The organism is Microbacterium sp. NPDC090007 (genome assembly GCF_044748345.1).
In the GTDB taxonomy this organism is placed as follows: Bacteria; Actinomycetota; Actinomycetes; order Actinomycetales; family Microbacteriaceae; genus Microbacterium.
Map to the genome: position 1 here is coordinate 177,988 of NZ_JBIVFV010000001.1, position 21,019 is coordinate 199,006.

The 21,019-nt window shown below is 70.9% G+C and carries 24 protein-coding genes; 12 read left to right on the forward strand and 12 right to left on the reverse strand.

The features are described 5' to 3' along the window. Window positions 1-32 precede the first annotated feature (32 nt). On the forward strand, window positions 33-614 hold the full coding sequence (locus ACIPVB_RS00770; RefSeq protein WP_400366103.1) for an RNA polymerase sigma factor: 582 nt from the start codon (window positions 33-35) through the stop codon (window positions 612-614). Beyond that, complete coding sequence (locus tag ACIPVB_RS00775; protein WP_400366104.1) at window positions 607-1,680, forward strand: CU044_5270 family protein; 1,074 nt, start codon at window positions 607-609, stop codon at window positions 1,678-1,680. The genes ACIPVB_RS00770 and ACIPVB_RS00775 overlap by 8 nt, the downstream gene beginning before the upstream one ends. A gap of 215 nt (window positions 1,681-1,895) precedes the next feature. On the opposite strand, the gene cofD is transcribed toward ACIPVB_RS00775, so the two are convergent. After that, window positions 1,896-2,861, reverse strand: a complete 966-nt coding sequence (gene cofD / locus ACIPVB_RS00780; RefSeq protein WP_400366106.1) for a 2-phospho-L-lactate transferase — start codon at window positions 2,859-2,861, stop codon at window positions 1,896-1,898. Between the two features lie 85 nt (window positions 2,862-2,946). Between cofD and ACIPVB_RS00785 the strand changes: the two genes are divergently transcribed. The 7 genes from ACIPVB_RS00785 (at window position 2,947) to ACIPVB_RS00815 (ending at window position 6,596) form a co-directional block, all read left to right on the forward strand. Next, window positions 2,947-3,351: a YbaB/EbfC family nucleoid-associated protein gene (locus ACIPVB_RS00785; protein ID WP_400366108.1), complete on the forward strand. Its 405-nt coding sequence runs from the start codon at window positions 2,947-2,949 to the stop codon at window positions 3,349-3,351. 5 nt (window positions 3,352-3,356) lie between these two features. Continuing rightward, window positions 3,357-3,671 carry a hypothetical protein gene (locus tag ACIPVB_RS00790; RefSeq protein WP_400366109.1) on the forward strand — a complete coding sequence of 105 codons (315 nt, stop codon included), beginning with the start codon at window positions 3,357-3,359 and terminating at the stop codon, window positions 3,669-3,671. Further along, window positions 3,668-5,038, forward strand: coding sequence for a hypothetical protein (locus tag ACIPVB_RS00795; protein WP_400366111.1), 1,371 nt, complete (start codon window positions 3,668-3,670; stop codon window positions 5,036-5,038). Before ACIPVB_RS00790 ends, ACIPVB_RS00795 begins: the two co-directional genes overlap by 4 nt. Then, window positions 5,035-5,283 (forward strand): hypothetical protein, encoded by a 249-nt coding sequence (locus ACIPVB_RS00800; RefSeq protein ID WP_400366113.1) that lies wholly within the window; start codon window positions 5,035-5,037, stop codon window positions 5,281-5,283. The genes ACIPVB_RS00795 and ACIPVB_RS00800 overlap by 4 nt, the downstream gene beginning before the upstream one ends. 59 nt (window positions 5,284-5,342) lie before the next feature. After that, a complete protein-coding gene (locus ACIPVB_RS00805; protein WP_400366114.1) occupies window positions 5,343-5,777 on the forward strand; it encodes a hypothetical protein in 435 nt (144 codons plus the stop codon). 120 nt (window positions 5,778-5,897) lie between these two features. Beyond that, window positions 5,898-6,149, forward strand: a complete 252-nt coding sequence (locus ACIPVB_RS00810; RefSeq protein WP_400366115.1) for a hypothetical protein — start codon at window positions 5,898-5,900, stop codon at window positions 6,147-6,149. Window positions 6,150-6,248: 99 nt separating this feature from the next. Further along, window positions 6,249-6,596 carry a hypothetical protein gene (locus ACIPVB_RS00815; protein WP_400366117.1) on the forward strand — a complete coding sequence of 116 codons (348 nt, stop codon included), beginning with the start codon at window positions 6,249-6,251 and terminating at the stop codon, window positions 6,594-6,596. Window positions 6,597-7,185: 589 nt separating this feature from the next. Here the strand turns inward: ACIPVB_RS00815 and hemL are convergent. From hemL to hemQ, 5 genes are all read right to left on the reverse strand, one after another. Next, on the reverse strand, window positions 7,186-8,526 hold the full coding sequence (hemL, locus tag ACIPVB_RS00820; RefSeq protein WP_400366119.1) for a glutamate-1-semialdehyde 2,1-aminomutase: 1,341 nt from the start codon (window positions 8,524-8,526) through the stop codon (window positions 7,186-7,188). Window positions 8,527-8,655: 129 nt separating this feature from the next. Continuing rightward, window positions 8,656-9,639, reverse strand: a complete 984-nt coding sequence (hemB, locus tag ACIPVB_RS00825) for a porphobilinogen synthase (RefSeq protein WP_400366121.1) — start codon at window positions 9,637-9,639, stop codon at window positions 8,656-8,658. After that, window positions 9,636-10,451 (reverse strand): uroporphyrinogen-III synthase, encoded by an 816-nt coding sequence (locus tag ACIPVB_RS00830; protein ID WP_400366123.1) that lies wholly within the window; start codon window positions 10,449-10,451, stop codon window positions 9,636-9,638. Before ACIPVB_RS00830 ends, hemB begins: the two co-directional genes overlap by 4 nt. Further along, complete coding sequence (hemC, locus tag ACIPVB_RS00835) at window positions 10,448-11,446, reverse strand: hydroxymethylbilane synthase (protein ID WP_400366124.1); 999 nt, start codon at window positions 11,444-11,446, stop codon at window positions 10,448-10,450. The genes ACIPVB_RS00830 and hemC overlap by 4 nt, the downstream gene beginning before the upstream one ends. Beyond that, window positions 11,443-12,114: a hydrogen peroxide-dependent heme synthase gene (hemQ, locus tag ACIPVB_RS00840; protein WP_400366126.1), complete on the reverse strand. Its 672-nt coding sequence runs from the start codon at window positions 12,112-12,114 to the stop codon at window positions 11,443-11,445. Before hemQ ends, hemC begins: the two co-directional genes overlap by 4 nt. Window positions 12,115-12,253: 139 nt before the next feature. On the opposite strand from hemQ, the gene ACIPVB_RS00845 reads away from it, so the two are divergent. Continuing rightward, a complete protein-coding gene (locus ACIPVB_RS00845; RefSeq protein ID WP_400366128.1) occupies window positions 12,254-13,036 on the forward strand; it encodes a DUF4239 domain-containing protein in 783 nt (260 codons plus the stop codon). A 46-nt stretch (window positions 13,037-13,082) separates the two neighbouring features. Here the strand turns inward: ACIPVB_RS00845 and ACIPVB_RS00850 are convergent, their stop codons facing one another. From ACIPVB_RS00850 to hemE, 5 genes are all read right to left on the reverse strand, one after another. Next, the gene (locus ACIPVB_RS00850; RefSeq protein WP_400366129.1) at window positions 13,083-13,361 is read right to left on the reverse strand and encodes a hypothetical protein; all 279 of its coding nucleotides are present in this window, start codon (window positions 13,359-13,361) and stop codon (window positions 13,083-13,085) included. Beyond that, window positions 13,351-13,761 (reverse strand): phage holin family protein, encoded by a 411-nt coding sequence (locus ACIPVB_RS00855; RefSeq protein WP_400366131.1) that lies wholly within the window; start codon window positions 13,759-13,761, stop codon window positions 13,351-13,353. The genes ACIPVB_RS00850 and ACIPVB_RS00855 overlap by 11 nt, the downstream gene beginning before the upstream one ends. 4 nt (window positions 13,762-13,765) lie before the next feature. Next, complete coding sequence (locus ACIPVB_RS00860) at window positions 13,766-14,167, reverse strand: hypothetical protein (RefSeq protein WP_400366133.1); 402 nt, start codon at window positions 14,165-14,167, stop codon at window positions 13,766-13,768. 109 nt (window positions 14,168-14,276) lie between these two features. Next, entirely contained in the window at window positions 14,277-15,782 is a 1,506-nt protein-coding gene (gene hemG / locus ACIPVB_RS00865; RefSeq protein WP_400366135.1) for a protoporphyrinogen oxidase, read from the reverse strand. Further along, entirely contained in the window at window positions 15,779-16,816 is a 1,038-nt protein-coding gene (gene hemE, locus ACIPVB_RS00870; RefSeq protein WP_400366137.1) for a uroporphyrinogen decarboxylase, read from the reverse strand. The genes hemG and hemE overlap by 4 nt, the downstream gene beginning before the upstream one ends. Window positions 16,817-16,948: 132 nt before the next feature. Here hemE and ACIPVB_RS00875 point away from each other — a divergent pair, with 132 nt between their 5' ends. Beyond that, the gene (locus ACIPVB_RS00875) at window positions 16,949-18,280 is read left to right on the forward strand and encodes a glutamyl-tRNA reductase (RefSeq protein WP_400366138.1); all 1,332 of its coding nucleotides are present in this window, start codon (window positions 16,949-16,951) and stop codon (window positions 18,278-18,280) included. Between the two features lie 567 nt (window positions 18,281-18,847). After that, the gene (locus ACIPVB_RS00880; RefSeq protein ID WP_400366139.1) at window positions 18,848-19,423 is read left to right on the forward strand and encodes an HhH-GPD-type base excision DNA repair protein; all 576 of its coding nucleotides are present in this window, start codon (window positions 18,848-18,850) and stop codon (window positions 19,421-19,423) included. Window positions 19,424-19,600: 177 nt separating this feature from the next. On the opposite strand, the gene ACIPVB_RS00885 is transcribed toward ACIPVB_RS00880, so the two are convergent. Next, entirely contained in the window at window positions 19,601-20,989 is a 1,389-nt protein-coding gene (locus ACIPVB_RS00885; protein ID WP_400366141.1) for a glycine--tRNA ligase, read from the reverse strand. Window positions 20,990-21,019 lie beyond the last annotated feature (30 nt).

Below are 21,019 nucleotides of genomic sequence, written 5' to 3' on the forward strand. Positions count from 1 at the left end.
GAACCAATCCGGCCGATCGGACAATACCCAGTGTGAGCATCCACGACGGCGACATCATCGTCAGGTCCCTGGCGCACGGGGCGGTCTTCGCCGATCTCTACGATCGGCACGAACGCGTCGTCCACCGCTACGTCGCCCGTCGACTCGGCACCGCGTTCGCCGAAGACGTGACGTCCGAGACCTTTCTGGTCGCTTTCGCACGCCGCGCATCATTCACGGGCGGTCTCGACGCGCGCCCGTGGCTGCTCGGCATCGCCACGGTGCTGATGCAGAAGCATGCCCGTCTCGAGGCGCGCGCGTGGCGCGGCATGCTCGCCGCCGATATCGCCCGCGTCCACGTCGACGACATCGAGACAGCCGATGAGCGGATGGATGCCGACGGCCTCGCCTCTCATATCGGCGCCGCCCTCGCCGACCTCTCGCGCGGCGACCGCGATGTGCTGCTGCTGCACACCTTCGGCGAGCTCGACTACCTCGGAATCGCCGAGGCCCTCGGCATCCCCCTCGGAACCGTCCGATCGCGTCTGAGTCGAGCACGACGCAGGGTCCGCATCGCCGTCGCCCCGCACATGAGTCCGGCTCCGAGCCGAGAAAGAGAGCACCACCGTGGATGAGATCTCGCTGCTGAACCGTGTCCGGGCCGACATCCCCGCGCGCTCCCCCGACGACGTGATCAGAGGCCGTGCGGCACTGCTGCGCGCGATGCAGGCGCCGCCCGCCCCCGATCCCGCCCGCCGCCCGCGTCAGCGGTGGATTTGGGTCGGGTCTGCCGCCGCGGCGACCTGCGCGCTCACCGGCGCCATCGTCTTCGGTGGGGCGCTCGGCGCCCCCGTCGGCGCCGATCCGGCCGCTGCAGCGGTCCTCGGTTCAGCGGCCACGGCCGCACGCAGTGTCGTGGACCCGGTCGTCGGCCCCGGCCAGTACCTGGAGGTGCGGACGGATGCTGTGTACTCGGCGATGGGCACGACCGAAGCGGACGCCGAGGTGGCCCGTCGCGAACGCGACGGCAACCTCGAAGAGGGCGACATGACGGGATTCCTCGAGAGCAGCGTGCAGGCGCTGTGGGTGCCCTCCGAACGTTCGGGCGACTGGATCGAAGTGCGGTGTGCGAGGACTCCTGTCCAGACATTCGGTCCGCGCTCCGAAACACTGGTCGCCGAGTGGGAAGCCTCGGGCGTCAACGACCGCTACGTGTTCCCCGCGGGAAAAACCGAGTACGGCGCCCCCATCACCATGTTCGACGCCGATACCGCCGCCGACCTCCCGCGCGATCCGCGTCAGCTCTTGGAGAGGATCTACCGCGACAACGGCAACGCAGGCCCCTCGCGTGATGGCGAGGCGCTCGTCTGGATCGCCGATCGGCTGCGTTCGGGCACCGTCCCCGCGGAGCTGCGCTCGCTGTTCTACGACACCGCGGCGCTCATCCCGGGCGTCACGATCACCGAGGAGCAGGCGACGCTGAACGGCCGGACGGGCACGGCGATCGGCCGCGACGAAGGCCAGAACGGCTTCCGTCAGGACATCATCATCGACCCCGAGACGGGGGCGTTCATCGGCGAACGGCAGGTACTCCTGCGCCCGGTCGCCGACATGCCCGCGGGAACGGCCACCGGCTCTACGTCGGTGACGACGACCGTCGTCGACGCGGCTCCAGAGGGGACGAGCCTGTGCGCGGGGTGACGGGCACGGGCCCCGCCGACCTGCTGCTGCCGCCGACCCAGACGGTCGTCGTGACGGCCGCTCCGGAGGCTACCTCCGCCGGTGTGAAGCGCCGCAAGCTCCTATAGCGGGCGGTCCGTCGTGGAGAAGCGCCCGCGGATGCGGGTGCGTTCAACGGATTCGGATGCCGGGGACCGCGGCATCCGAATTCGTTGCCCGGAACCGGTCCGGCTCCGTTACGCGCCGAGCGCCGCCTCCGCGATCGCCGCGGACGTCTCCTCGTCGCGCATCCACAGCGGCGCCACCACCGCGCCGATCGCCGCCGCCTCGACCTCGGACGCCGACGCGGCGTCCTCTTCGGCGAGCAGCCACGCGTCGAGCACACCGTCCCGTGAGCGCGCGCCGTAGTGTCGGGCGACGGCCGCGGCCGACGTCTCGACACCGATCGCCGTCAAGCACACGTCCGCCATCCCGCGCACGACCCGGCCGCCGATGATCGGCGAGACGCCCACCACGCGGGCCGCGGTCGCCCGCAGCGCTTCGCGCACGCCCGGTACCCCCAGGATCGGGCCGATCGACACCACCGGGTTCGAGGGGGCCAGCAGCACCACATCGGCCGACGCGATCGCCTCCTCCACACCCGGGGCGGGCACGGCATCCGTGATCCCGGGGTTCTCGAAGGCCCGCGGGGTCAGCTGTGCACGATGGCGCGTCCACCACTCCTGAAAGTGCATCCGCCGACCGTCCTCCAGCCGCACGTGCGTGTCGACCTCGCTGTCGGTCATCGGCAGCAGACGGATGCCGAGATCCCAGCGCTCCGCCATGCGGGCGATCACCTGGGTCGGCGTCAGCCCCTCGCGCAGCCAGCCGGTGCGGGCGAGGTGGGTCCCGAGGTCGAGGTCGCCGAGCGTGAACCACGGCCAGCCGGCGCCCCACGCCTGGAGCTCCTCGTTGACGCGCTCGGTATCGCCCGCTCGACCCCACCCGCGCTCGGTGTCATTCACCCCGGCGAGGGCGTAGGTGATCGAGTCGACGTCGGGTTGCAGACGCACACCCGAGAGCCACAGGTCGTCGCCCGTGTTGACGACGACGGTCGCCTCTGGCGCGCCGAGCCGGCGGAGGGCGGCGCGGACGCCGAGGGTGAACTTCGACCCCCCGACTCCACCGGCGAGCACGACGACACGGGGCTGGGGAGGAAGCATTGGTTCAGTCTTTCACCCGGTGGCGGGACGTGAGAATGTTCACATCTTCCGTCGGACGGGGGTGAGCGCGACTACCATCTCCCGAGTGAGTGATCTCTTCTCTTCTCGCGAGGCGGAGGCCGCGATCGCCCGTATCGAGCAGCAGGTCGCCGAGGCCCAGGTGCGTGCGGCGCAGGCGCAGCAGGTGCAGGCCGACATCGATGCGGTGCGGACGACGGCGACGGCGCCGCGACGCGAGGTGGCGGTGACGGTGGATGCCACGGGTCGGCTGGTCGGCATCCGTCTGGCCGACGCGGCGTACGAACTGCGCCCCGACGCGCTGGAGCGACTCATCGTCGACACGGCGGGCGCCGCGCAGCGCCTCGCGGGGGAGCAGGCGCTGGAGATCTCGCGCGCGGCATTCGGCGCGGACTCGGCGATCGTGGAACGGTTGGCCGGCGAGATCGAGCGGCAGTCGCCGCCGTCTGCGCCGATGGGCTTCCGGGTCTGACGCTCATGGTTGATCGCATCGCCGTCGATTCCGAGCTCATCGGGTCGCACGCTTCGCGGCTGGGTGCCGTGGCATCCGATATCTCTCTGGCTCGTGACGCCGGCTCCGCCGGAGGGTTGCACGCGGAGGCGTTCGGGGTGTTGTGCGCGTTCCTCGTGCCGCCGGCGACGATGGCTGCGGATGCCGCGGGCTCTCTGGTCGCCGCGGCCGAGGACATGGTGCGTCGCTCGGCGACGGAGATCGTCGGGGTCGGGGCGGATCTCGAGGCGTACGAGCAGAAGGTGCTCGAGTGGGTGCGGGCGTTGGAGGCGGGCCTATGAGCAACGCGCTGATCGCCGGACCGGTCGACACCGCGACGCCGTTCAGCGGGGCGGGGCTGTTGGACTCCGGAACGCAGCTCGCGCACGCCATCGAGTCGGGCAACTGGGTCGAGGGTGGGCTCGCGGCGTTCAGCACCGCGGTGGACACCGTCGCCGCGGTGATCGACCCGATGGGCTCGCTCATCGCTGCCGGTCTCGGCTGGTTGATCGACCATTTCGAGCCGATCAAGGGCTGGTTCAACGACCTCACCGGCGACGCCGGTGCCGTCCTGGGGTTCTCGCAGACCTGGACCAACGTGCAGACCCAGCTGGATGCGTCCGCCGACTTCTTGGACCGGGTGGTCACCGACCTCGATGACATGGCGGGTGAGGCGATCGAGGCGTACCGCCGGTTCCAGGTGGACGCCGCCGCGCACATCCGCGCGTCGGGTCGGTGGGCGGGGGCGATGGCCACCGGACTGCAGATCGCCTCGACCATCGTGCAGGTCGTGCACGACCTGGTGCGCGACATCCTGTCGCAGCTGGTCGGGTCGGCGATCTCGTGGGCGACGCAGGCCGTGGTCACGGTGGGACTTGCGACCCCGTGGATCATCACGCAGGTCTCCACCCGCGTCGCCAGCTGGACCGCCAAGATCAGCAGCAAGCTCACCGGACTGCTGCGCTCGTGCGGCAAGCTCGGCGACCTGCTGACGGAACTCCGGGCGCTGATGGACAAGGGGGCGGGGCTGCTGGGCAGCGTGCCGCGTCGCGCTGCTCGGAACACGACCCACCCCGAGCCGGCGTTGCACCCCCACCGCGGCACCTCCCACGGTGACGGCGACTCGACGTCATCCGGAAGCGGCCACCAGAGCGACCCCCCGGCGCGGCGCGATGGCGATGACGCCGATCGGCCATCTCGCGCTGACGACGCGACTGCCGAGCAGATAGCGGCGGACCTGGAAGCACTTCGGGACTACACGGGGCCGCGATATCAACAAATCAACGACGCACTTCGCGGCAAGATCCCGATGACCCCCGAACTGCAAGACCGTGTCGACGCTGCCGTCAGGGCTCTAGACCGTCTGCCGGACCACCCCGGCACTGTCGTGCGCGGAGAGGTCCTGCGGCCAGGGGATACCTATCTCGATGCGTATCGGGAAGGCGAGACAGTTACCAACGTCTCCTTTACGAGTGCCGATAAGACGACGCCGTTCGCCGGCAATGTGCAGTACGCGATCGAATCCGCGCACGGAAAGAGCGTTCATCACATCAGTCACTACGCCTCCACGGAAGATGAGGTGTTGTTCCGTCCGGGAACGAGCTTCTTCATCAATTCGCGAGCAGAACGCGACGGGGTCATTTACATCGACATGAAGGAAGTGCCATGAACGAACGAGATGGAATGGCACCGGGCCTGACGCCCGAAGAGCAAGAGAAGACGATGCGGAATCTCAAGGAGATGATGCGCCGCCAAGCCGAAGGTCGGTATCGCGATGCGCCAGAAGTCCCGGGAAAGGCAGAGTCCATGCTCGTCGGATTCTCCCGCGCAAGGCGTGCCGAGGGTGATTCAGAGCCGTTCCCGGAGGAGTTCTATGACGATGAAGAGCCTTCGAGAGGCCCTGAGCAATCATGAGTGATGCTGGGCAAGCAGCCCTGAGCTTTCTTCGCGCGCTCGAACGGCTTCCGACGCACATGGGCATCGTGTTCCACGGACTCCCGTCCATCCCTCGGTTGTCACCGGCCCGGTGGACCCGGGGTGTCACAGCGACCAGTAAAGACCCGCGCATCGCCACGGAGAACTTCTCGACAGCCGCCGTCGCAGCGATCGTGAGCCGTACCGGGCGCGACATTGGACAGTTCTCGGCCCATCCGGCCGAGCAGGAGATCGTCCTCCCGCCTGAGGTCGTCCTCCTCGAGGTGGCTCGAACCTCCCTCCCGGACGGTCGGCCGGTGGTGATCATCGAGCAACTCGCCGAGCAGGATCCATCCGGGTCGCTTCCCCCGACGCTCGAAGCGCTCGTCGACCATGTGCGCCAGACGCTCGACTGCGGGCTGGAGGCTCCGGAGGCACCTATCACGACACGGGGGAAGTTCGTCGAACCATTCTTCTTTCTCGACGAGGAGTGACGAGTGGCGATGGCAGACCCATTCTCACGGTCGTGTGCCTCGTGCGACAGGCAGGCGGAACCTTCACCGCAACCCGAGGAGACCATTGGACTATTGCGCGCCGATTTCTGAACGCTGCCGGTGGTTGCGTACATCTGGAATCCGGGATCCTCGATCCCGGGCAAGCATCCTGAGGCCATTGCCGGCTCGGCGGCGACAGGCGAAGTGGAAGCGGTCATTGCCGAGTCGGATGCTGTCCTTCCTGACGCCGATGCAGCGGATCTCATGCCGTGGGCGGACAGGAAGGCCCGCGAGATCGCGGCCGCTCATCCGGATGTCGGTGACGCCGGCACCCGCGCACTGCGGGACCTCCTCAGTTGGACGTGGCGCTAGAGCGGGGGGCCCGCAGCGGACCGACACGCTGCTGGAACGGGCCATCCTCGCTCGCCAATTGGCGGGTCCGCCGTGTCTGACAGCAGTCGAGAACTGAAAATGCAAGACCTGACCTTCGAGCAGCTGTGCGGCGCACTCCGTGAGGAGTTCGGCTCCGCCCGCGTCTCGAGTCCCCAGCATCCTCGGGTGGGCGACGGCGATCCCGTGTCGGGAGATCTCATCATCCGCGAGGACGGGCCGTCAGAATACGTCGTGGGCGCGCAGGATCGAGGACAGTGGTCGGAGCTCGCGCGGTTCCGCTCAGAGTCCGAGGCGTGTGCTTTCGTCCTGGACCAGATGCGGAAGAGCCACCGTCCGGGGGTGCACCTGACTCCCGCAGAAAAGGCCGAGTCCGACCGGATCACCCACGACTTCGACGAAGAGTTGCGGCGCACCCTGGGACTCTGATCGAACGGATGTATGCCATCGCTTCCATCGACGAGGCGAGAGAGCATCCCGCGTGGGCCGCTCGCATCGTTCGCGCTCTTGCTGCAGACCGCAGTGTCGCGGGCGAGTCCGGCATCCGGGTCCTCGATTCGACTCGGAGACACGGTGCTCACTCAGGACGATGCGATCACTCGGCTCACTCCCGCCCCCATCCTCGACGACACAGGCGAGGCCAGAAATTGCGATTCGTGGGCGAGTGGGCAGAATGCGCCTGGGCCTGGTCAGATCTCGAACCGGGACTCGGCGAGACACCCGTCTATTCGGCCGAGGACGTACAAGAGGCGCTCGCGAGCGGGGATCGACACTGCGCTCGGAGAGCAGAGCGCCTCAGGCAATGGAGAGCGGCAAATGGACTGACGTCCGATTGAGATCCAGCTCGAGCGGGTGCCCGGCGTGCTTCGACCTCGCCATCCGCGAGCAGGCAGCCAAAGCTTCTGCTCACGACCTCACCCGACGACTTCCTGTGCCGCTGCCACTACTGCCAGACAAGGTGGATCGAGAACAGCCGGTTTCGCCACCCCGCGAGGCCCGGCCACGCCGGGGAGGATCCCTACTGCGCGAGCAGCGTCGGATCCAGCGCCTCCGCCGCCGCCTTCGCCGCCACCGGCAGCGCGTCGAGCACCCGCTCCATGGCGACGTCGTCGTGGGCGGCGGTGAGGAACCACGCCTCGAAGACGCTCGGGGGCAGGGAGACACCGGCATCCAGCATCGCGTGGAAGAACGGGGCGTACCGGTACGACTGCTGCGTGAGCGCCGTGGCGTAATCGCGCGGCACCTCGGGCAGGAACGCCAGTCCGAACAGCGACCCCGCGCGCGGCACGGCGTGCACCACACCCGCGTCGGTCAGGGCGGCGTCGAGCGCGTCGGCGATCCGCGCGGCCGAGGCGTCGACCGCGGTGTACACCTCGGGCGTCGCCAAGCGCAGCGTCGCGAGCCCCGCGGCCACCGACAGCGGGTTCCCCGACAGCGTGCCCGCCTGGTACACCGGGCCGAGGGGCGCCAGGTGGTCCATGATCTCGGCGCGACCGGCGAGGGCCGCCAGCGGCATCCCGCCGCCGATGACCTTGCCGTACGTGAGGATGTCGGGCAGGTACCGCTCACCCTGCGAGGCCTGCAGGCCCCAGAAGCCGGCGGGGTGCACGCGGAATCCGGTGAGCACCTCGTCCATGATCAGCAGCGCGCCGTGGCTGTGCGCGATGTCGGCGAGAGCGGCATTGAAGCCGGGCAGCGGCGGAACGACGCCCATGTTCGCGGATGCCGCCTCGACGATGATCGCGGCGATGTTCTCACCGTGCACCGCGAACACCTCGCGGACCGCGTCGAGGTCGTTGTAGGGCAGCACGAGCGTCTGCGCGGCGATCGGCGCGGGAACACCCGCGGATCCGGGCAGGGCGAGCGTCGCAACCCCCGAACCCGCGGCGGCCAGCAGGCCGTCGGAGTGCCCGTGGTAATGCCCGGCGAACTTGATCAGCAGGTCGCGACCGGTCACGCCGCGCGCCAGGCGGATCGCCGTCATCGTCGCCTCGGTGCCGGTCGACACCAGTCGCACCTTCTCGATCGGCTTCAGGTCGCCGACCTGCACGCGCTGCGCGACCAGGTCGGCCAGCTCGACTTCGGCCCCCGTGGGCGCTCCGAAGGACAGACCCCGGGATGCCGCCGACTGCACCGCCCCGACCACCTCGGGGTGCGCGTGGCCGAGCAGCGCGGGACCCCACGAGGCGACGAGGTCGACGTACTCGCGACCCGCGGCATCCGTGATCCGCGGGCCGGAGGCCGACTGGACGAACCGCGGCGTACCGCCCACGGAGCCGTACGCGCGCACGGGCGAGTTGACGCCGCCCGGGATGACGTCCTTGGCGCGCGCGAACCACTGGTCGTTGAGATCGGTCATGGCATCCATTCTTCCGGGCGCGCACGGGTATCGGCTCCGCGCAGGTCACACTCACCCGCGTGAGTCACGGGGATCCGTCGCTTCGGCGGTGGTCAGGGCGACACATATCCACCGGGCGAGGAACCGGGCTTAGAGCTCCTCGCGGAGCCAGCGGGCGGCCTCGACGGCCCAGTACGTCAGGATCGCGTCGGCACCGGCGCGGCGGATGCCGAGCAGGCTCTCGAGGATCGCACCGCGGCGATCGATCCAGCCGTGGGCTGCGGCGGCCTCGACCATCGCGTACTCCCCCGACACCTGGTAGGCCCACACCGGCACGTCCACCGACGCGCGGACGTCGGCCAGCACGTCGAGATACGGCAGCGCCGGCTTGACCATGACGACGTCGGCGCCCTCTTCGACGTCGAGCACCGCTTCGCGCACGCCCTCGCGACCGTTGCCGGGGTCGAGCTGGTATGAGCGACGGTCACCCTTCAGCTGCGAGTCGACGGCCTCGCGGAAGGGGCCGTAGAACGCGCCGGCGTACTTGGCCGAGTACGCCAGGATCAGCGTGTCGGTGAAGCCCTCGGCATCCAGCGCCGCGCGCACCGCACCGACCTGGCCGTCCATCATCCCCGACAGACCCAGCATCGCGGAGCCGGCGCGGGCCTGCGCCAAGCCCATCGCGGTGTAGCGCTCAAGGGTCGCGTCGTTGTCCACGGCCCCGTCCTCGCGCAGCACACCGCAGTGGCCGTGATCGGTGAACTCGTCGAGGCACAGATCGGTCTGCACGACCAGCGCATCGCCGACCTCGGCCACGACGGCCTCGGTGGCACGGTTCAGGATGCCGTCGGGATCGTCGGCGCCGGAGCCGACGGCGTCGCGCACCTCGGGCACGCCGAAGAGCATGACGCCTCCGACGCGCTGCTCGGCCGCGTCGGCCACCGCGCGACGCAGCGAATCCATCGAGTGCTGCACGATGCCGGGCATCGAGCCGATCGGGCTCGGCTCGGTCAGGCCCTCGCGCACGAACATCGGCAGCACCAGCTGCGACGGGACCAGGTGCGTCTCACGGGCGAGACGGCGGACGGCGGGGGTGCGGCGCAGGCGCCGCGGACGGTGCGCGGGAAAGCTCATGGGGTCGATTCGTCGGTGTTCACGGGGAAGCGGGCGACCGCGTCGATGAGGGAGTCGACGGTCTGGGTGTCGGCCACGACGTCGACGCTGAGCCCGGCCCGCTTGGCGTCCTTGGCGGTGCGCGGGCCGATGGCCGCGATGACGGTGGATGCCGGGATCTCGGGGAACTGCTCGACCACCTGCTCGGCCACCGAACCGCTGGTCACCAGAATCGCGTTGATGCGTCCGGAATGAACGTCGGTGGCGATCTTGTCGGTCACCGGGACGCCGACCGTGCGGTACGCCACGACGCTGCGCACGTCGTGCCCGGCCTCGATCAGCAGACGTGTCAGGACCGGCTTGGCGATCTCGCTGCGCAGGGTCAGCACCTTGCGGGGCTGCGTCTCGATCGCGATCATCTGCTCGGCCATGCCCTGGGCGGAGTTGTCGCGCTCGGGCACGAGGTCGACGTGGTAGCCGACGGCCTGCATCGCCGCCGCGGTGGTCTCGCCCACGACCGCGACCTTGGTCTCGGCGGGGATGACGGCCTTATAGGCGTACAGGACGTCGACGGTGGTGGCGCTGGTGAGCGTGAGCCAGTCGAACGCACCGGCGGCGAGGTCGGCGAGGGCTTCGTCGAGGGTCGCCTGGTCGTTCGTCGGTGCGAAGTTGATCAGCGGGGCGATGACCGGGACGGCTCCGAGCTGACGCAGGCTCGCCGCGACGCCGTCGCCCCAGGGCCCCCCGCGCGGCACGAGCACGCGCCGCCCCGTGAGGGGTTTGGGCACGCCGCCCGTGGTCGGGTTCGGCGTCTGCCAGTGGCCTTCATTCATGTGGTCGACTCTCGTGGTACCAGGTCGGCCGCCCCGCGTTCGAGCAACCGACGCGCGGCTTCTCGGCCCGCTCGCGTCGCTCGCGCGATCGGCCCCCCGTCGTCGGCAGCATTCGCCCCATTGCCACTGCCCGTTTCCCCACCATACCCCGGCGACAGGCGCACGGTCCGGTCGATTCCGATCCGCTGGCTGCCGTCGAGGGCGTAGACCACGGCCCGCAGGCGCAGATCGCCGTGGACCAGTGCCGCGTGGGTTCCCACGGGCGCGCTGCATCCGGCATCCAGCGCATTCAGCACGACGCGTTCGGCGGTGACCGCCACGCGGGTGTCCTGGTCGTCGAGCCGGGCGAGGGCGGCGCGGATCTCGGGGGCGATGTCGTCCCGGGTCTCGACCGCGAGAGAACCCTGCCCCGGCGCCGTCGGCCACTCGGCGAGGCCGAGCGCCTCGGCGTGCAGGCCGCCCAGATCGCCGCCGAGGCGCGAGATGCCCGCGGCGGCCAGGATGACGGCATCCAGTTCTCTGTCGCGCACGCGCGCGAGACGCGAGTCGACGTTGCCGCGGATGTCGCGGATGTCCAGGCGCGGGTTGTGCCGCCGCGCCTGCGCGATGCGGCGGGGCGAACCCGTGCCCACCCGAGCGCCCGGCGCGAGCGCCCCGAGCGGCGTGCCGTCACGGGTGACGACGACGTCGCGGGCGTCCTCCCGGGGCGGGGTCGCGGCGATGACCAGACCGTCGGGCTGCACCGTGGGAAGGTCCTTGAGCGAGTGCACGAGGAAGTCGCAGCGGTCGGCGGCGAGGGCCTCGCGCAGACCGTTCGCGAACACTCCCCGGCCGCCCAGCTGCGACAGCGACGCGCGGTTGACGTCGCCCTCGGACACGATGGGCACGAGCTCGACGGGTCGACCGGATGCCGCGGCGACCGCGTCGGCGACCATCTGCGACTGCGCCATCGCGAGGGTGCTGCGACGCGTTCCGAGCCGCAGGGGCGCCTTCACTGGAGGATCTCGGGGATCTCGTCGAGCGTGACGAGACGGCCGGTGTAGAACGGCACCTCCTCGCGCACGTGGCGTCGGGCCTCGGTGTAGCGCAGGTCGCGCATCATGTCGACGAGGTCCGTCAGGACGTCGGACTCCATCGGCAGCAGCCACTCGTAGTCGCCCAGGGCGAAGGATGCCACGGTGTTCGCGATCACGCCGCGGTACTCGGAGCCCTTCTTGCCGTGCTCGATGAGCATCTCGCGGCGCTCGGCCTCCGGCAGCAGGTACCACTCGTAGCTGCGCACGAAGGGATACAGGCACAGCCACTGCTTCGCCTCGACGCCACGGAGGAAGCCGGGCACGTGCGACCGGTTGAACTCGGCGTCGCGGTGAACGCCCATGGCGTTCCACGTGGGCAGGAGGTTCTTCAGCAGCTCGGTGCGGCGCAGGCGCCGCAGGTCGCGCTGGAGTGCCTGCGGGTCTTCGCCGTACATCCAGACCATCAGGTCGGCGTCGGCCCGGAGGCCGCTGACGTCGTAGAAGCCGCGGACGGTGACGCCGTCGGCCTCGACCAGCGAGACCAGGTCGGCGAGCTCGGTCGCCTCGGCGGCGGTGACGGGGTTCTCGGGATCGCGGCGGAACACCGCCCACAACGTGTACACGGAAGAGGAGCTGTCATCGGACATGACTCCTAGTCTCGTCCGGTCGCGGCGACCGGCCAAACCGGTTGACTCGGAGCCGAAGGACCCGGCGGATGCGGGCCGGCGTCGGCGTTGGTACTGTGCGAGCACGGCATCGGGGGATGCCACCGCGAAGGGGTGCGCGATGTGGCTCTACGACCTGCCCATGTCCGTCGGTCTGCCGCTGTTCGTGGCCCTCGTCGTCGGCGCGTCGTGCGCCGTGCTGCTGCTGCTGCGCCGATGGGTGTTCCGCGTGGCCCCCCAGGGCGAGGAATGGGACCGGGTGCTCAGCTACGCCGTCGGTGCCTACGGGGTCTTCTACGGCGTGACGCTCGCGCTCATCGCGGCGGCGTCCTACGGCAATTTCACCGAGGTCGACGAGGTGGTGCTCGAGGAGTCGTCGTCGCTGGCATCGCTGTACCGGACGGCGGATCTGCTGCCCGACCCGCAGGGACGAGCCCTGCAGGAACAGATCGTGCAGTACACGCGCAACGTGATCGATGTGGACTGGCCGATGCAGGCGCGACTGCAGATCCCCGCCGAGACCGACGCCGACATCACGGCCATGCAGCAGGCGATCGCCGGGGTGCAGCCCACCACGCCCGCCGAGATCCTGTACGTGCAGCAGTCGCTCGACCGGTTCCAGATCCTGATCGAGAACCGTCGCGAGCGCATCGCCCTGACCCGACTCGCGCTTCCCGGCGTGCTGTGGATCGTGCTCGGGGTGGGCGCACTGCTCAACGCCGTCCTGATCGCCCTGATCGAGGTGCGCAACCTCCGCGTGCACCTGCTGATGTCGAGCATGCTGGCGCTGTTCGTCGCTCTGCTGCTGTACGCCATCGCGGGATTCGACCACGCGTACGCGGGGCCGATCGCCGTGACCCCGGAGTATTTCGAGGACCTGCTCGAGGGCCTCTTCCGGGAATGACGAAGCGGCCCGCCCCGGCGAGGGGGACGAGCCGCTCCGAGCTCTCTCAGCGCGTGTAGGCGCGGACGATGCCCCAGACGGCGACGCCGACGAGGGCGGCGACACCGGCGACGACCGCCGAAGCGGCGCCGGGATTCTTCTGCGCCTTCGCACGCACGTCGTGCACGGTGCGATCCACCGCGTCGCTCGCGCGTCGCGGGATGTTCGCCTTGACCTCGAGGGCGGCCAGGGCCGCCTTGAGCTCGGCGCGCGCCGACTCCACGGGATCGGTGATCCCCAACGGCACCGCCGTGCGGGGAACGGGGACGGGTCGATCAATACTCATCGCGGGCCTCCTTGACGATACGGACGTCCTCGGCGATGGCCTTGCCCGGGTTCTCGCGGTTCGACAGCTTCTTCAACCGCAGGTACCCGAGCAGCGCCAGGATGGCCGTGATCATGACCATCACGCCGAAGACCACGAGCGCCGACAGCCACACGGGCCACCACGACGACAGCCCCGCGATGACGAACGCGAAGAAGACGGGGATCGCCCAGAAGAGCACGATGAGCGCCCCCACGAACCAGCCGGCACCGATCCCCGCGTCTTTCGCGGTGCGCTGCGCCCAGGCCTTCGCCCCGTTGATCTCGGCGACCACCAGGTTGCGCACGAGCTCGGGGATGTCGCCGATCAGCGTGAACAGGCTGTCGTCGGAGCGATCGCGGAATCCGCGCGGAGTGGTCATGCGGTCAGCTCCCGGACGCGTCGGAAGCGCTCTGGGCGGCCTTCGCACGCGTGGTGGCCGACTTCTCGGCCCGCTTGGCGTCGTCGACGGAGTCCTCGACGACGTCGGCGACCTCGTGCGCGGACTGCTTGGCGGCGCGTCCCGCGCGTTCGGCGCGCTCCTGCACGCTTCCGGACTGGGAGGCGGCGCCGGTGACCGACTTCGCGCCCTTCCACACCACGCCGGGAACGGACGTGAGGGCCGAGACGCCGAACGCCTTGACCTTCTCGACCTGTCCCTGCACGGCGGGCTGGTCCCAGACCTTGCCGGCCTGCGTCTTGATCTGCTCGTACCGCTGGCGGCCGGCGCGTGCTCCGAGCACGTAGCCCGCCACGAGTCCGACGACGAGTGCTGCTTTGCCCCTCATGGGGTCTCCTCACGCTCGTTCGAGTGCTGGTCGACTCTCACAGTAGTCACGTATGCCGTCCCGGGCATCCACCCTTGACAGCACGACCCCGACGGGCGAGTGCGGCGGATCAGAGACGCCAGAGCGCAGAACTGCGGACGCGGTCGGCCTCGTCGCGCGCGTCGGGGATCACCTGCGCCAGACCCGTCCCCGAGATCCACGCCCCCGTGACACCGAGCCCGGGGACGGCTCGGACGGCGCCCCGGGCCGCGGCCGTCAGCGCGGCGCGGCCGATCGCCGCCGCCGGCTGCGACTGGACGTAGCGCGAGCGGTGACTGTCCCGAAGAGCGGATGCCGACAACTCCACGCCCAGCATCGCCGACGCCTCCGCCATCGCGAGGCGGGCCGCGCCCTCGTCGTCGAGGGCCGCAGTGGCGGGCTCCTCGCCCTGCGCCCCGAACGACACGCGCACGACATGGACGCCGGGCTGGGCGGCATCCCGCACCCAATCCCACTTGGCGCTCGAGTGGGTCAGGGCCTTGGCCACGTGACTGCCGGGCACGGTGAGCACGCCCGTGCCGCGCGGGACGCGATCCAGCTCGGGGGCGTAAACCACCAGGGTCACCACCTCGACGACGGGGGCAACCGGCTCGGCCCCGTCCAGGCCGGCGACGACGGGGGCCAGCAGCGCCCGGGCCGGACCCTCGGGGAGAGCGACGAGGACGGCTTGCGCGGTGAGCGGCTCGTCATCGACCGACGTCGAGACGCTCCACCCCTCGTCCGTGCGGGTGAGTCCCTCGACGCGCACCCCGACGCGGAGGTCGGCACCGGCATCCCGCAGCCCCGCGACGAGCGCGTCGACCAGGCGCGACATCCCGCCCGCGATGCCCTCGACCGCCCCTCCGGGCGCGGGCGTCCGGGGTGCGCCGCCCGCGCCGACGGGGACGTCCGAGGCGGGGGCGTCGGCGGGGCGCGCCGCGCGTCCCGCGCGCAGTGCCGCGACGGCGCCGGTGAGCGAGCCGGTACGGGTGAGCGCGGTGTTGAGTCCGGGAGCGGCGAGGTCGACGTCGATGTCGTCGGGGCGGGCCGAGTAGACGCCGCTGGTCACGGGCGCGACCAGGCGGTCGAGGACGCGCTCGCCCAGACGCGAGCGCACGAGCCTGCCGAGGCTCTGCGTGTGCCCGATCGTCAAGGGCGGGCGCAGACGATCGACGTAGGCGCGCCACACACCCGGCCAGCCGATGACGCGACGGACGTCCGGGGCGAAGGTATTGTCCGGGATGCCGAGCACCCCGCCCTTCGGTAGCGGCGCCGCGCCCACGCCGGGGACACCCACGACCCATGCGCCCGCCGGGTTGGGGCGCACGATGTCGTCGGCCAGGCCGAGCTCCCCGAGGAGCTCGCGCACGACCCCGCCGCGCGTGGCGTAGCTCTCGGCGCCCACATCGAGCACCATGCCGCCCACCTCGGCCGAGCGCAGGACGCCGCCGAAGACGTCGGCGGCCTCGAGGAGGGTCACCTGCAGGCCCACCTTGGCGCACTCTCGCGCGGCGATCAGCCCCGAGACACCGCCGCCCACGACGACGACACGGGTCTCGTGCGCATGCCGCGCCAGGCGGTCGAGGGGCCCGCTCACACGGTCTCCCCGTGGGCGTGCGCCACGATGCGTGTCAACACCTCGGGATCGGTGTCGGGCGGGACGCCGTGGCCGAGGTTCAGCACGTGCGCGCGCGCGGCGCGGCCGCGGGCGAGCACGTCGTCGACGTGGGCGCGCAGGACCGGCCACGGAGCACCCAGCAGGGCCGGGTCGATGTTGCCCTGCAGCGTGGTGTGCGGCCCCACGATCGCCGCGGCCTCGTCGAGCGGCATCCGCCAGTCCACGCCCACCGCGTCCGCCAGACCGCCCAGTCGCATGTCGTCGAGGAAGGCACCGGTGCCCACGCCGAAGTGGATGCGGGGCACCTCGATGCCGTCGAGCGCCTCGTGGGAGTGCGGGGCGATGAACTCGCGGAACGTCGCCGTTGACAGCGAACCGGCCCACGAGTCGAACAGCTGCACCGCCTGCGCGCCGCCCTCGATCTGCGCGTCGAGGAACGCGCGCGACACCTTCGCCAGCCACCCCGCGAGCCGGTGCCACGATGCGGGATCGGCGTGCATCATGCCCCGTGCGCGCAGGTGCTCCTTCGACGGCCCGCCCTCGACCAGGTACGCCGCGAGGGTGAAGGGGGCGCCGGCGAAACCGATCAGCGGCACCTCGTCGCTCAGCTCCGCCGTGACCCGGCGCGCGGCCTCGCGCACCGGCTCCGCGGCCGCGGCCACGTCGGCCGGGTCGATCGCGGTGACGCGGGCGACGTCGTCGGCGGTGCGCACGGGATCGGCGAAAACGGGCCCGCGGCCGGGCTCGATGACCACGTCGACACCGGCGAGGCGCAACGGCACGACGATGTCGCTGAAGAAGATCGCGGCATCCACGTCATGACGGCGGATGGGCTGCAGGGTGATCTCGGCGGCGAGATCGGGGGTCAGGCACGCGTCGAGCATGCGGGTGCCCACGCGCAGTTCGCGGTACTCCGGCAACGAGCGGCCCGCCTGCCGCATGAACCACACCGGCTGCCGCTCGGGGCGGTCGCCCCGGAGGGCGCGGAGAAGGGGAGCGTCGAGGGAGGCCATGGCATCCATCCTCCCACCCACCTCCTGTGAGTCAGGGGGGGGCGGGACCCGTCCGCGGTGCCGGGGAACGGATGCCTTGATGTCGAGAGGCCGCTCGGAATACCCCGAGGGAGCCGGGCGTAGAATATGAGCGTGTTGTTGTGCGTCAGCGCGAGTCACAAGACCGCGCCCTTCGAGCTCCTCGAGCGGCTCAGCGTACCCCGCACACCCGTCGCCCCCCTCATCGCCGAGCACGACGAGTGCGTGCAGGGTGCGGTGGTCGTCGCGACCTGCAACCGCTTCGAGGCGTACGTCGACATGGACGAGCCCGTCACGGCGGCCGTGGCGCTGGGCATCGACGCCACCCTCTCGGCCATCGAGGCCGCGACCGGCGTGCCCGCCGCGGAGCTCGAGGGCTCTTACACCGTGCTGGGCGGCGACGACGTCGCCGAGCACCTGTTCTCGGTGGCATCCGGTCTCGAGTCCGTCGTCGTCGGCGAGGGCGAGATCGCCGGTCAGGTGCGGCGCGCGCTGACCGAATCGCGTCAGCTGGGCACCACCTCGGCAGAGCTCGAGCGGCTCTTCCAGCGGGCGTCCGAAGCCCAGCGCGGGGTCAAGAACTCCACCGCGATCGGCCGAGCCGGCCGCTCGCTCGTGCGACTGGGCCTCGAGCTCGCCGACAGCCGCATCGCCGACTGGTGCACCCAGCGCGTGCTGCTGGTGGGCACCGGCGCCTACGCCGCCGCCACGGTCGCGGCGCTGCGCGACCAGGGCGCCGACGACATCTCGGTGCACTCCCCCTCGGGTCGCGCCGCCAAGTTCGCCGCCAAGCACGGCCTGCGCGCGGTGTCGGCCGAGACCTTCCCCGCCGCCGTGGCGCACGCCGACCTCGTCATCACCTGCACCACGAGCGAGCACCACGTCGTGAGCGCGGCCACCTTCGCCGCCGGACGCACGGGCGCCGAGTCGACCGTCGCCGCCGGTTGCCCGATCGCGCACTCCGGTCGCCGCCTGGTCATCGACCTGGGCCTGCCCCGCAACGTCGATCCCGACGTCGCCACCGTCCCGGGCGTCGACCTGCTCGACCTCGAGACCATCCGTCTGCACGCCCCGCTCGAGGAGCTGCAGGCCACCGATGCCGCGCGCGACCTGGTGCGCGACGCGGCGAAGCGCTTCGCCTCCGTGGGCGAGCGCAAGAACATCACCCCCGCCGTCGTCGCGCTGCGTGCCCACGTCTTCGGCGTGCTCGACGCCGAGGTCGCCCGCGTCCGGGCCCGCGGCGACGAGGGCGGCCAGACCGAGCAGGCGCTGCGCCACCTGGTCGGCGTGCTGCTGCACACCCCCACGACGCGCGCGCACGAGCTGGCGGAGTCGGGCCGCGCCGACGACTACATCGACGCCCTGTCGGCCCTGTTCGGCATCGAGGTCGCCGACCCCGCGGCCGCCACCGCTCCCGCGCAGCGCGACATCGCCGACGCCGGCTGACCCGCGCGCGGCGCCGCCGGTTCGGCCGCTCCCGCCTGGGCGGCGCCCGCCTCGTCCGCGCCCGCCTGGCCGCGCCCGCCTGGCCGCGCCCGCCTGGCCGCGCCCGCCTGGCCGCGCCCGCCTGGCCGCGCCCGCCTGGCCGCGCCCGCCTGGCCGCGAGACTGCATCCCGCTGACAAATCGGTGTCACGATGTCGCCGAGTTGTCAGCCCGGTGCAGTCTCACGGCGCCGATCGGGCCGCGGCGAGGCCCGGCGCACGCGCACAGCGCAAGGCTCGCCGCCCCGCGTCCCCATCGTCCGACCGCGAGGCTGCATCCCGCTGACAAGTCGGCGTCAGGATGTCGCCGAGTTGTCAGCCCGGTGCAGTCTCGCCGCCGGAGCGCGCCGGGGCGCAAGCGAGCAACCGAGCCGCAGACGCCGAGCCGCAGACGCCGAGCAGGACTTTGCCGAACCGGACCGCACCGAACCGAACCGAACCGGACTGCGCCGAACCGGACCGCACCCGGGCGCAGCCCGCCCGAAGCCGGGCCGCCCCCGGGCGGGCTGCGCCGCGGGAGAATGGGAGCCATGAGCCTGCGCATCACCGACGATCCCGCCGCCGACGAACTGCTGTCGAGCAACCCTCTCGCGCTGCTGATCGGGATGCTCCTCGACCAGCAGGTCGCGATGGAGACGGCGTTCGCCGGTCCGCTGAAGATCCAGGAGCGTACGGGATCGATGGATGCCGCGTCCCTGGCCCACGCCGACCCCGACGCCTTTGCGGAGGCGTTCTCGCAGTCGCCCGCCGTGCACCGCTACCCCGGCTCGATGGCGGGGCGCGTGCAGGCGCTCTGCGCGGCGATCGAGGAGGACTGGGGCGGCAAGGCCGAGAACCTGTGGACGCGCGACGACCCCGACGGCAGAACCGTACTGAAGCGTCTGAAGGCGCTGCCCGGCTTCGGCGAGCAGAAGGCGAAGATCTTCCTCGCCCTGCTCGGCAAGCAGCGGGGCTTCGACGGCGACGGATGGCGCGAGGCGTCCGCACCCTACGGCGAGGACGGCTCGTTCCGCTCCGTCGCCGACATCGTCAGCCCCGAGTCGCTGACGAAGGTCCGCGAGCACAAGCGCGCGGCGAAGGCGGCCGCCAAAGAGGCGAAGGGCTGATCGGACCCGACCGTCGGCGAGAATGCCGGTCCCGGCCCGTCCTCGCGTCACCGCACGCCCGCCCGAGACCCGCGGCGACCCCGAGGGGCGTCCCGGATGCCACGCAGCCCTGTTCCCCCGAAGGACGACCGGATGCCACGGCCCCGGGCCACGGCATCCGGTTTCCACCGAAGCGGGTCAGGCCCCGCGCAGGCGCTCCGCCAGGTACCCGTGCAACGCGTCGAGGCCGATGCGTTCCTGGCCCATCGTGTCGCGGTCGCGGACGGTCACGGCGTTGTCGTCGAGCGAGTCGAAGTCGATCGTGACGCAGAACGGCGTGCCGATCTCGTCCTGACGGCGGTAGCGGCGGCCGATCGCGCCGGCGTCGTCGAAGTCGATGTTCCAGCCGGCCGCGCGCAGGGTGTCGGCGACCTCACGGGCCAGCGGCGACAGGCGTTCGTTGCGCGAGAGCGGCAGCACGGCGGCCTTGACGGGCGCGAGACGCGGGTCGAGCTTGAGCACCGTGCGGGTGTCGGTACCGCCCTTGGCGTTGGGCACCTCTTCTTCGCGGTAGGCGTCGACGAGGAACGCCATCATCGCGCGCGTCAGACCGAACGAGGGCTCGATCACGAAGGGCGTGTACTTCTCGCCCGAAGCCTGGTCGAAGAACGTCAGCGACTGACCCGACGCCTCGGAGTGGCTCTTGAGGTCGTAATCGGTGCGGTTGGCGACGCCCATGAGCTCGCCCCACTCCTTGCCCGGGAACCCGAAGCGGTACTCGACGTCGATCGTGCCGGCCGAGTAGTGCGCGCGGTCGTCCTCGGGCACGTCGAAGCGCTTCATGTTCTCGGCGTCGATGCCGAGGTCGACGAACCAGTTCCAACACGCCTCGACCCAGTGCTCGAACCATTCGTTCGCCTCGGCGGGCGGGGTGAAGTACTCGATCTCCATCTGCTCGAACTCGCGCGTGCGGAAGATGAAGTTGCCGGGGGTGATCTCGTTGCGGAACGCCTTGCCGACCTGTCCGACGCCGAAGGGGGGCTTGCGGCGGGATGCCGTGAGCACGTTCGAGAAGTTCACGAAGATGCCCTGCGCGGTCTCGGGGCGCAGGAAGTGCAGGCCCGACTCGTCGTCGACGACGCCGAGATAGGTCTTGACCAGGCCCGAGAACGACTTGGGCTCGGTGTACTGGCCCTTCGTTCCGCAGTTGGGGCACGGCACGTCGGCGAGGCCGTTCTCGGCCGTGCGCCCCTTGCGGGCCTCGAAGTCCTCGATGAGGTTGTCGGCGCGGAAGCGCTTGTGGCAGCTCAGGCACTCCACGAGGGGGTCGGTGAAGGTCGCGACGTGACCCGAGGCCTCCCACACGCGCTTGGGCAGGATGATGCTCGAGTCGAGGCCGACCATGTCGCCGCGCCCGCGGACGAACGTCTGCCACCACTGGCGGCGGATGTTCTCTTTCAGCTCGGTGCCGAGGGGGCCGTAGTCCCACGCGGAGCGCGAGCCGCCGTAGATCTCACCGGCCTGGAAGACGAACCCGCGGTGGCGGGCGAGGGCGATGACCTTGTCGAGGCGGGACTGTTCGGCCATGGCGGCTCCAATGGTCGGGCAAATTGTGGG

Excerpts from the sequence above, each read along its gene's own strand:
- ACIPVB_RS00795 (WP_400366111.1), top strand. The coding sequence starts at position 3,668 with ATGAGCAACGCGCTGATCGCCGGACCGGTCGACACCGCGACGCCGTTC.
- hemQ (WP_400366126.1), bottom strand. The coding sequence starts at position 12,114 with ATGTCCGATGACAGCTCCTCTTCCGTGTACACGTTGTGGGCGGTGTTC.
- ACIPVB_RS00800 (WP_400366113.1), top strand. The coding sequence starts at position 5,035 with ATGAACGAACGAGATGGAATGGCACCGGGCCTGACGCCCGAAGAGCAA.
- cofD (WP_400366106.1), bottom strand. The coding sequence starts at position 2,861 with ATGCTTCCTCCCCAGCCCCGTGTCGTCGTGCTCGCCGGTGGAGTCGGG.
- ACIPVB_RS00790 (WP_400366109.1), top strand. The coding sequence starts at position 3,357 with ATGGTTGATCGCATCGCCGTCGATTCCGAGCTCATCGGGTCGCACGCT.
- ACIPVB_RS00880 (WP_400366139.1), top strand. The coding sequence starts at position 18,848 with ATGAGCCTGCGCATCACCGACGATCCCGCCGCCGACGAACTGCTGTCG.
- ACIPVB_RS00845 (WP_400366128.1), top strand. The coding sequence starts at position 12,254 with ATGTGGCTCTACGACCTGCCCATGTCCGTCGGTCTGCCGCTGTTCGTG.
- ACIPVB_RS00855 (WP_400366131.1), bottom strand. The coding sequence starts at position 13,761 with ATGACCACTCCGCGCGGATTCCGCGATCGCTCCGACGACAGCCTGTTC.
- ACIPVB_RS00815 (WP_400366117.1), top strand. The coding sequence starts at position 6,249 with ATGCAAGACCTGACCTTCGAGCAGCTGTGCGGCGCACTCCGTGAGGAG.
- ACIPVB_RS00885 (WP_400366141.1), bottom strand. The coding sequence starts at position 20,989 with ATGGCCGAACAGTCCCGCCTCGACAAGGTCATCGCCCTCGCCCGCCAC.
- ACIPVB_RS00860 (WP_400366133.1), bottom strand. The coding sequence starts at position 14,167 with ATGAGGGGCAAAGCAGCACTCGTCGTCGGACTCGTGGCGGGCTACGTG.
- hemL (WP_400366119.1), bottom strand. The coding sequence starts at position 8,526 with ATGACCGATCTCAACGACCAGTGGTTCGCGCGCGCCAAGGACGTCATC.
- hemE (WP_400366137.1), bottom strand. The coding sequence starts at position 16,816 with ATGGCCTCCCTCGACGCTCCCCTTCTCCGCGCCCTCCGGGGCGACCGC.
- ACIPVB_RS00830 (WP_400366123.1), bottom strand. The coding sequence starts at position 10,451 with ATGAATGAAGGCCACTGGCAGACGCCGAACCCGACCACGGGCGGCGTG.
- ACIPVB_RS00850 (WP_400366129.1), bottom strand. The coding sequence starts at position 13,361 with ATGAGTATTGATCGACCCGTCCCCGTTCCCCGCACGGCGGTGCCGTTG.
- hemB (WP_400366121.1), bottom strand. The coding sequence starts at position 9,639 with ATGAGCTTTCCCGCGCACCGTCCGCGGCGCCTGCGCCGCACCCCCGCC.
- ACIPVB_RS00805 (WP_400366114.1), top strand. The coding sequence starts at position 5,343 with ATGGGCATCGTGTTCCACGGACTCCCGTCCATCCCTCGGTTGTCACCG.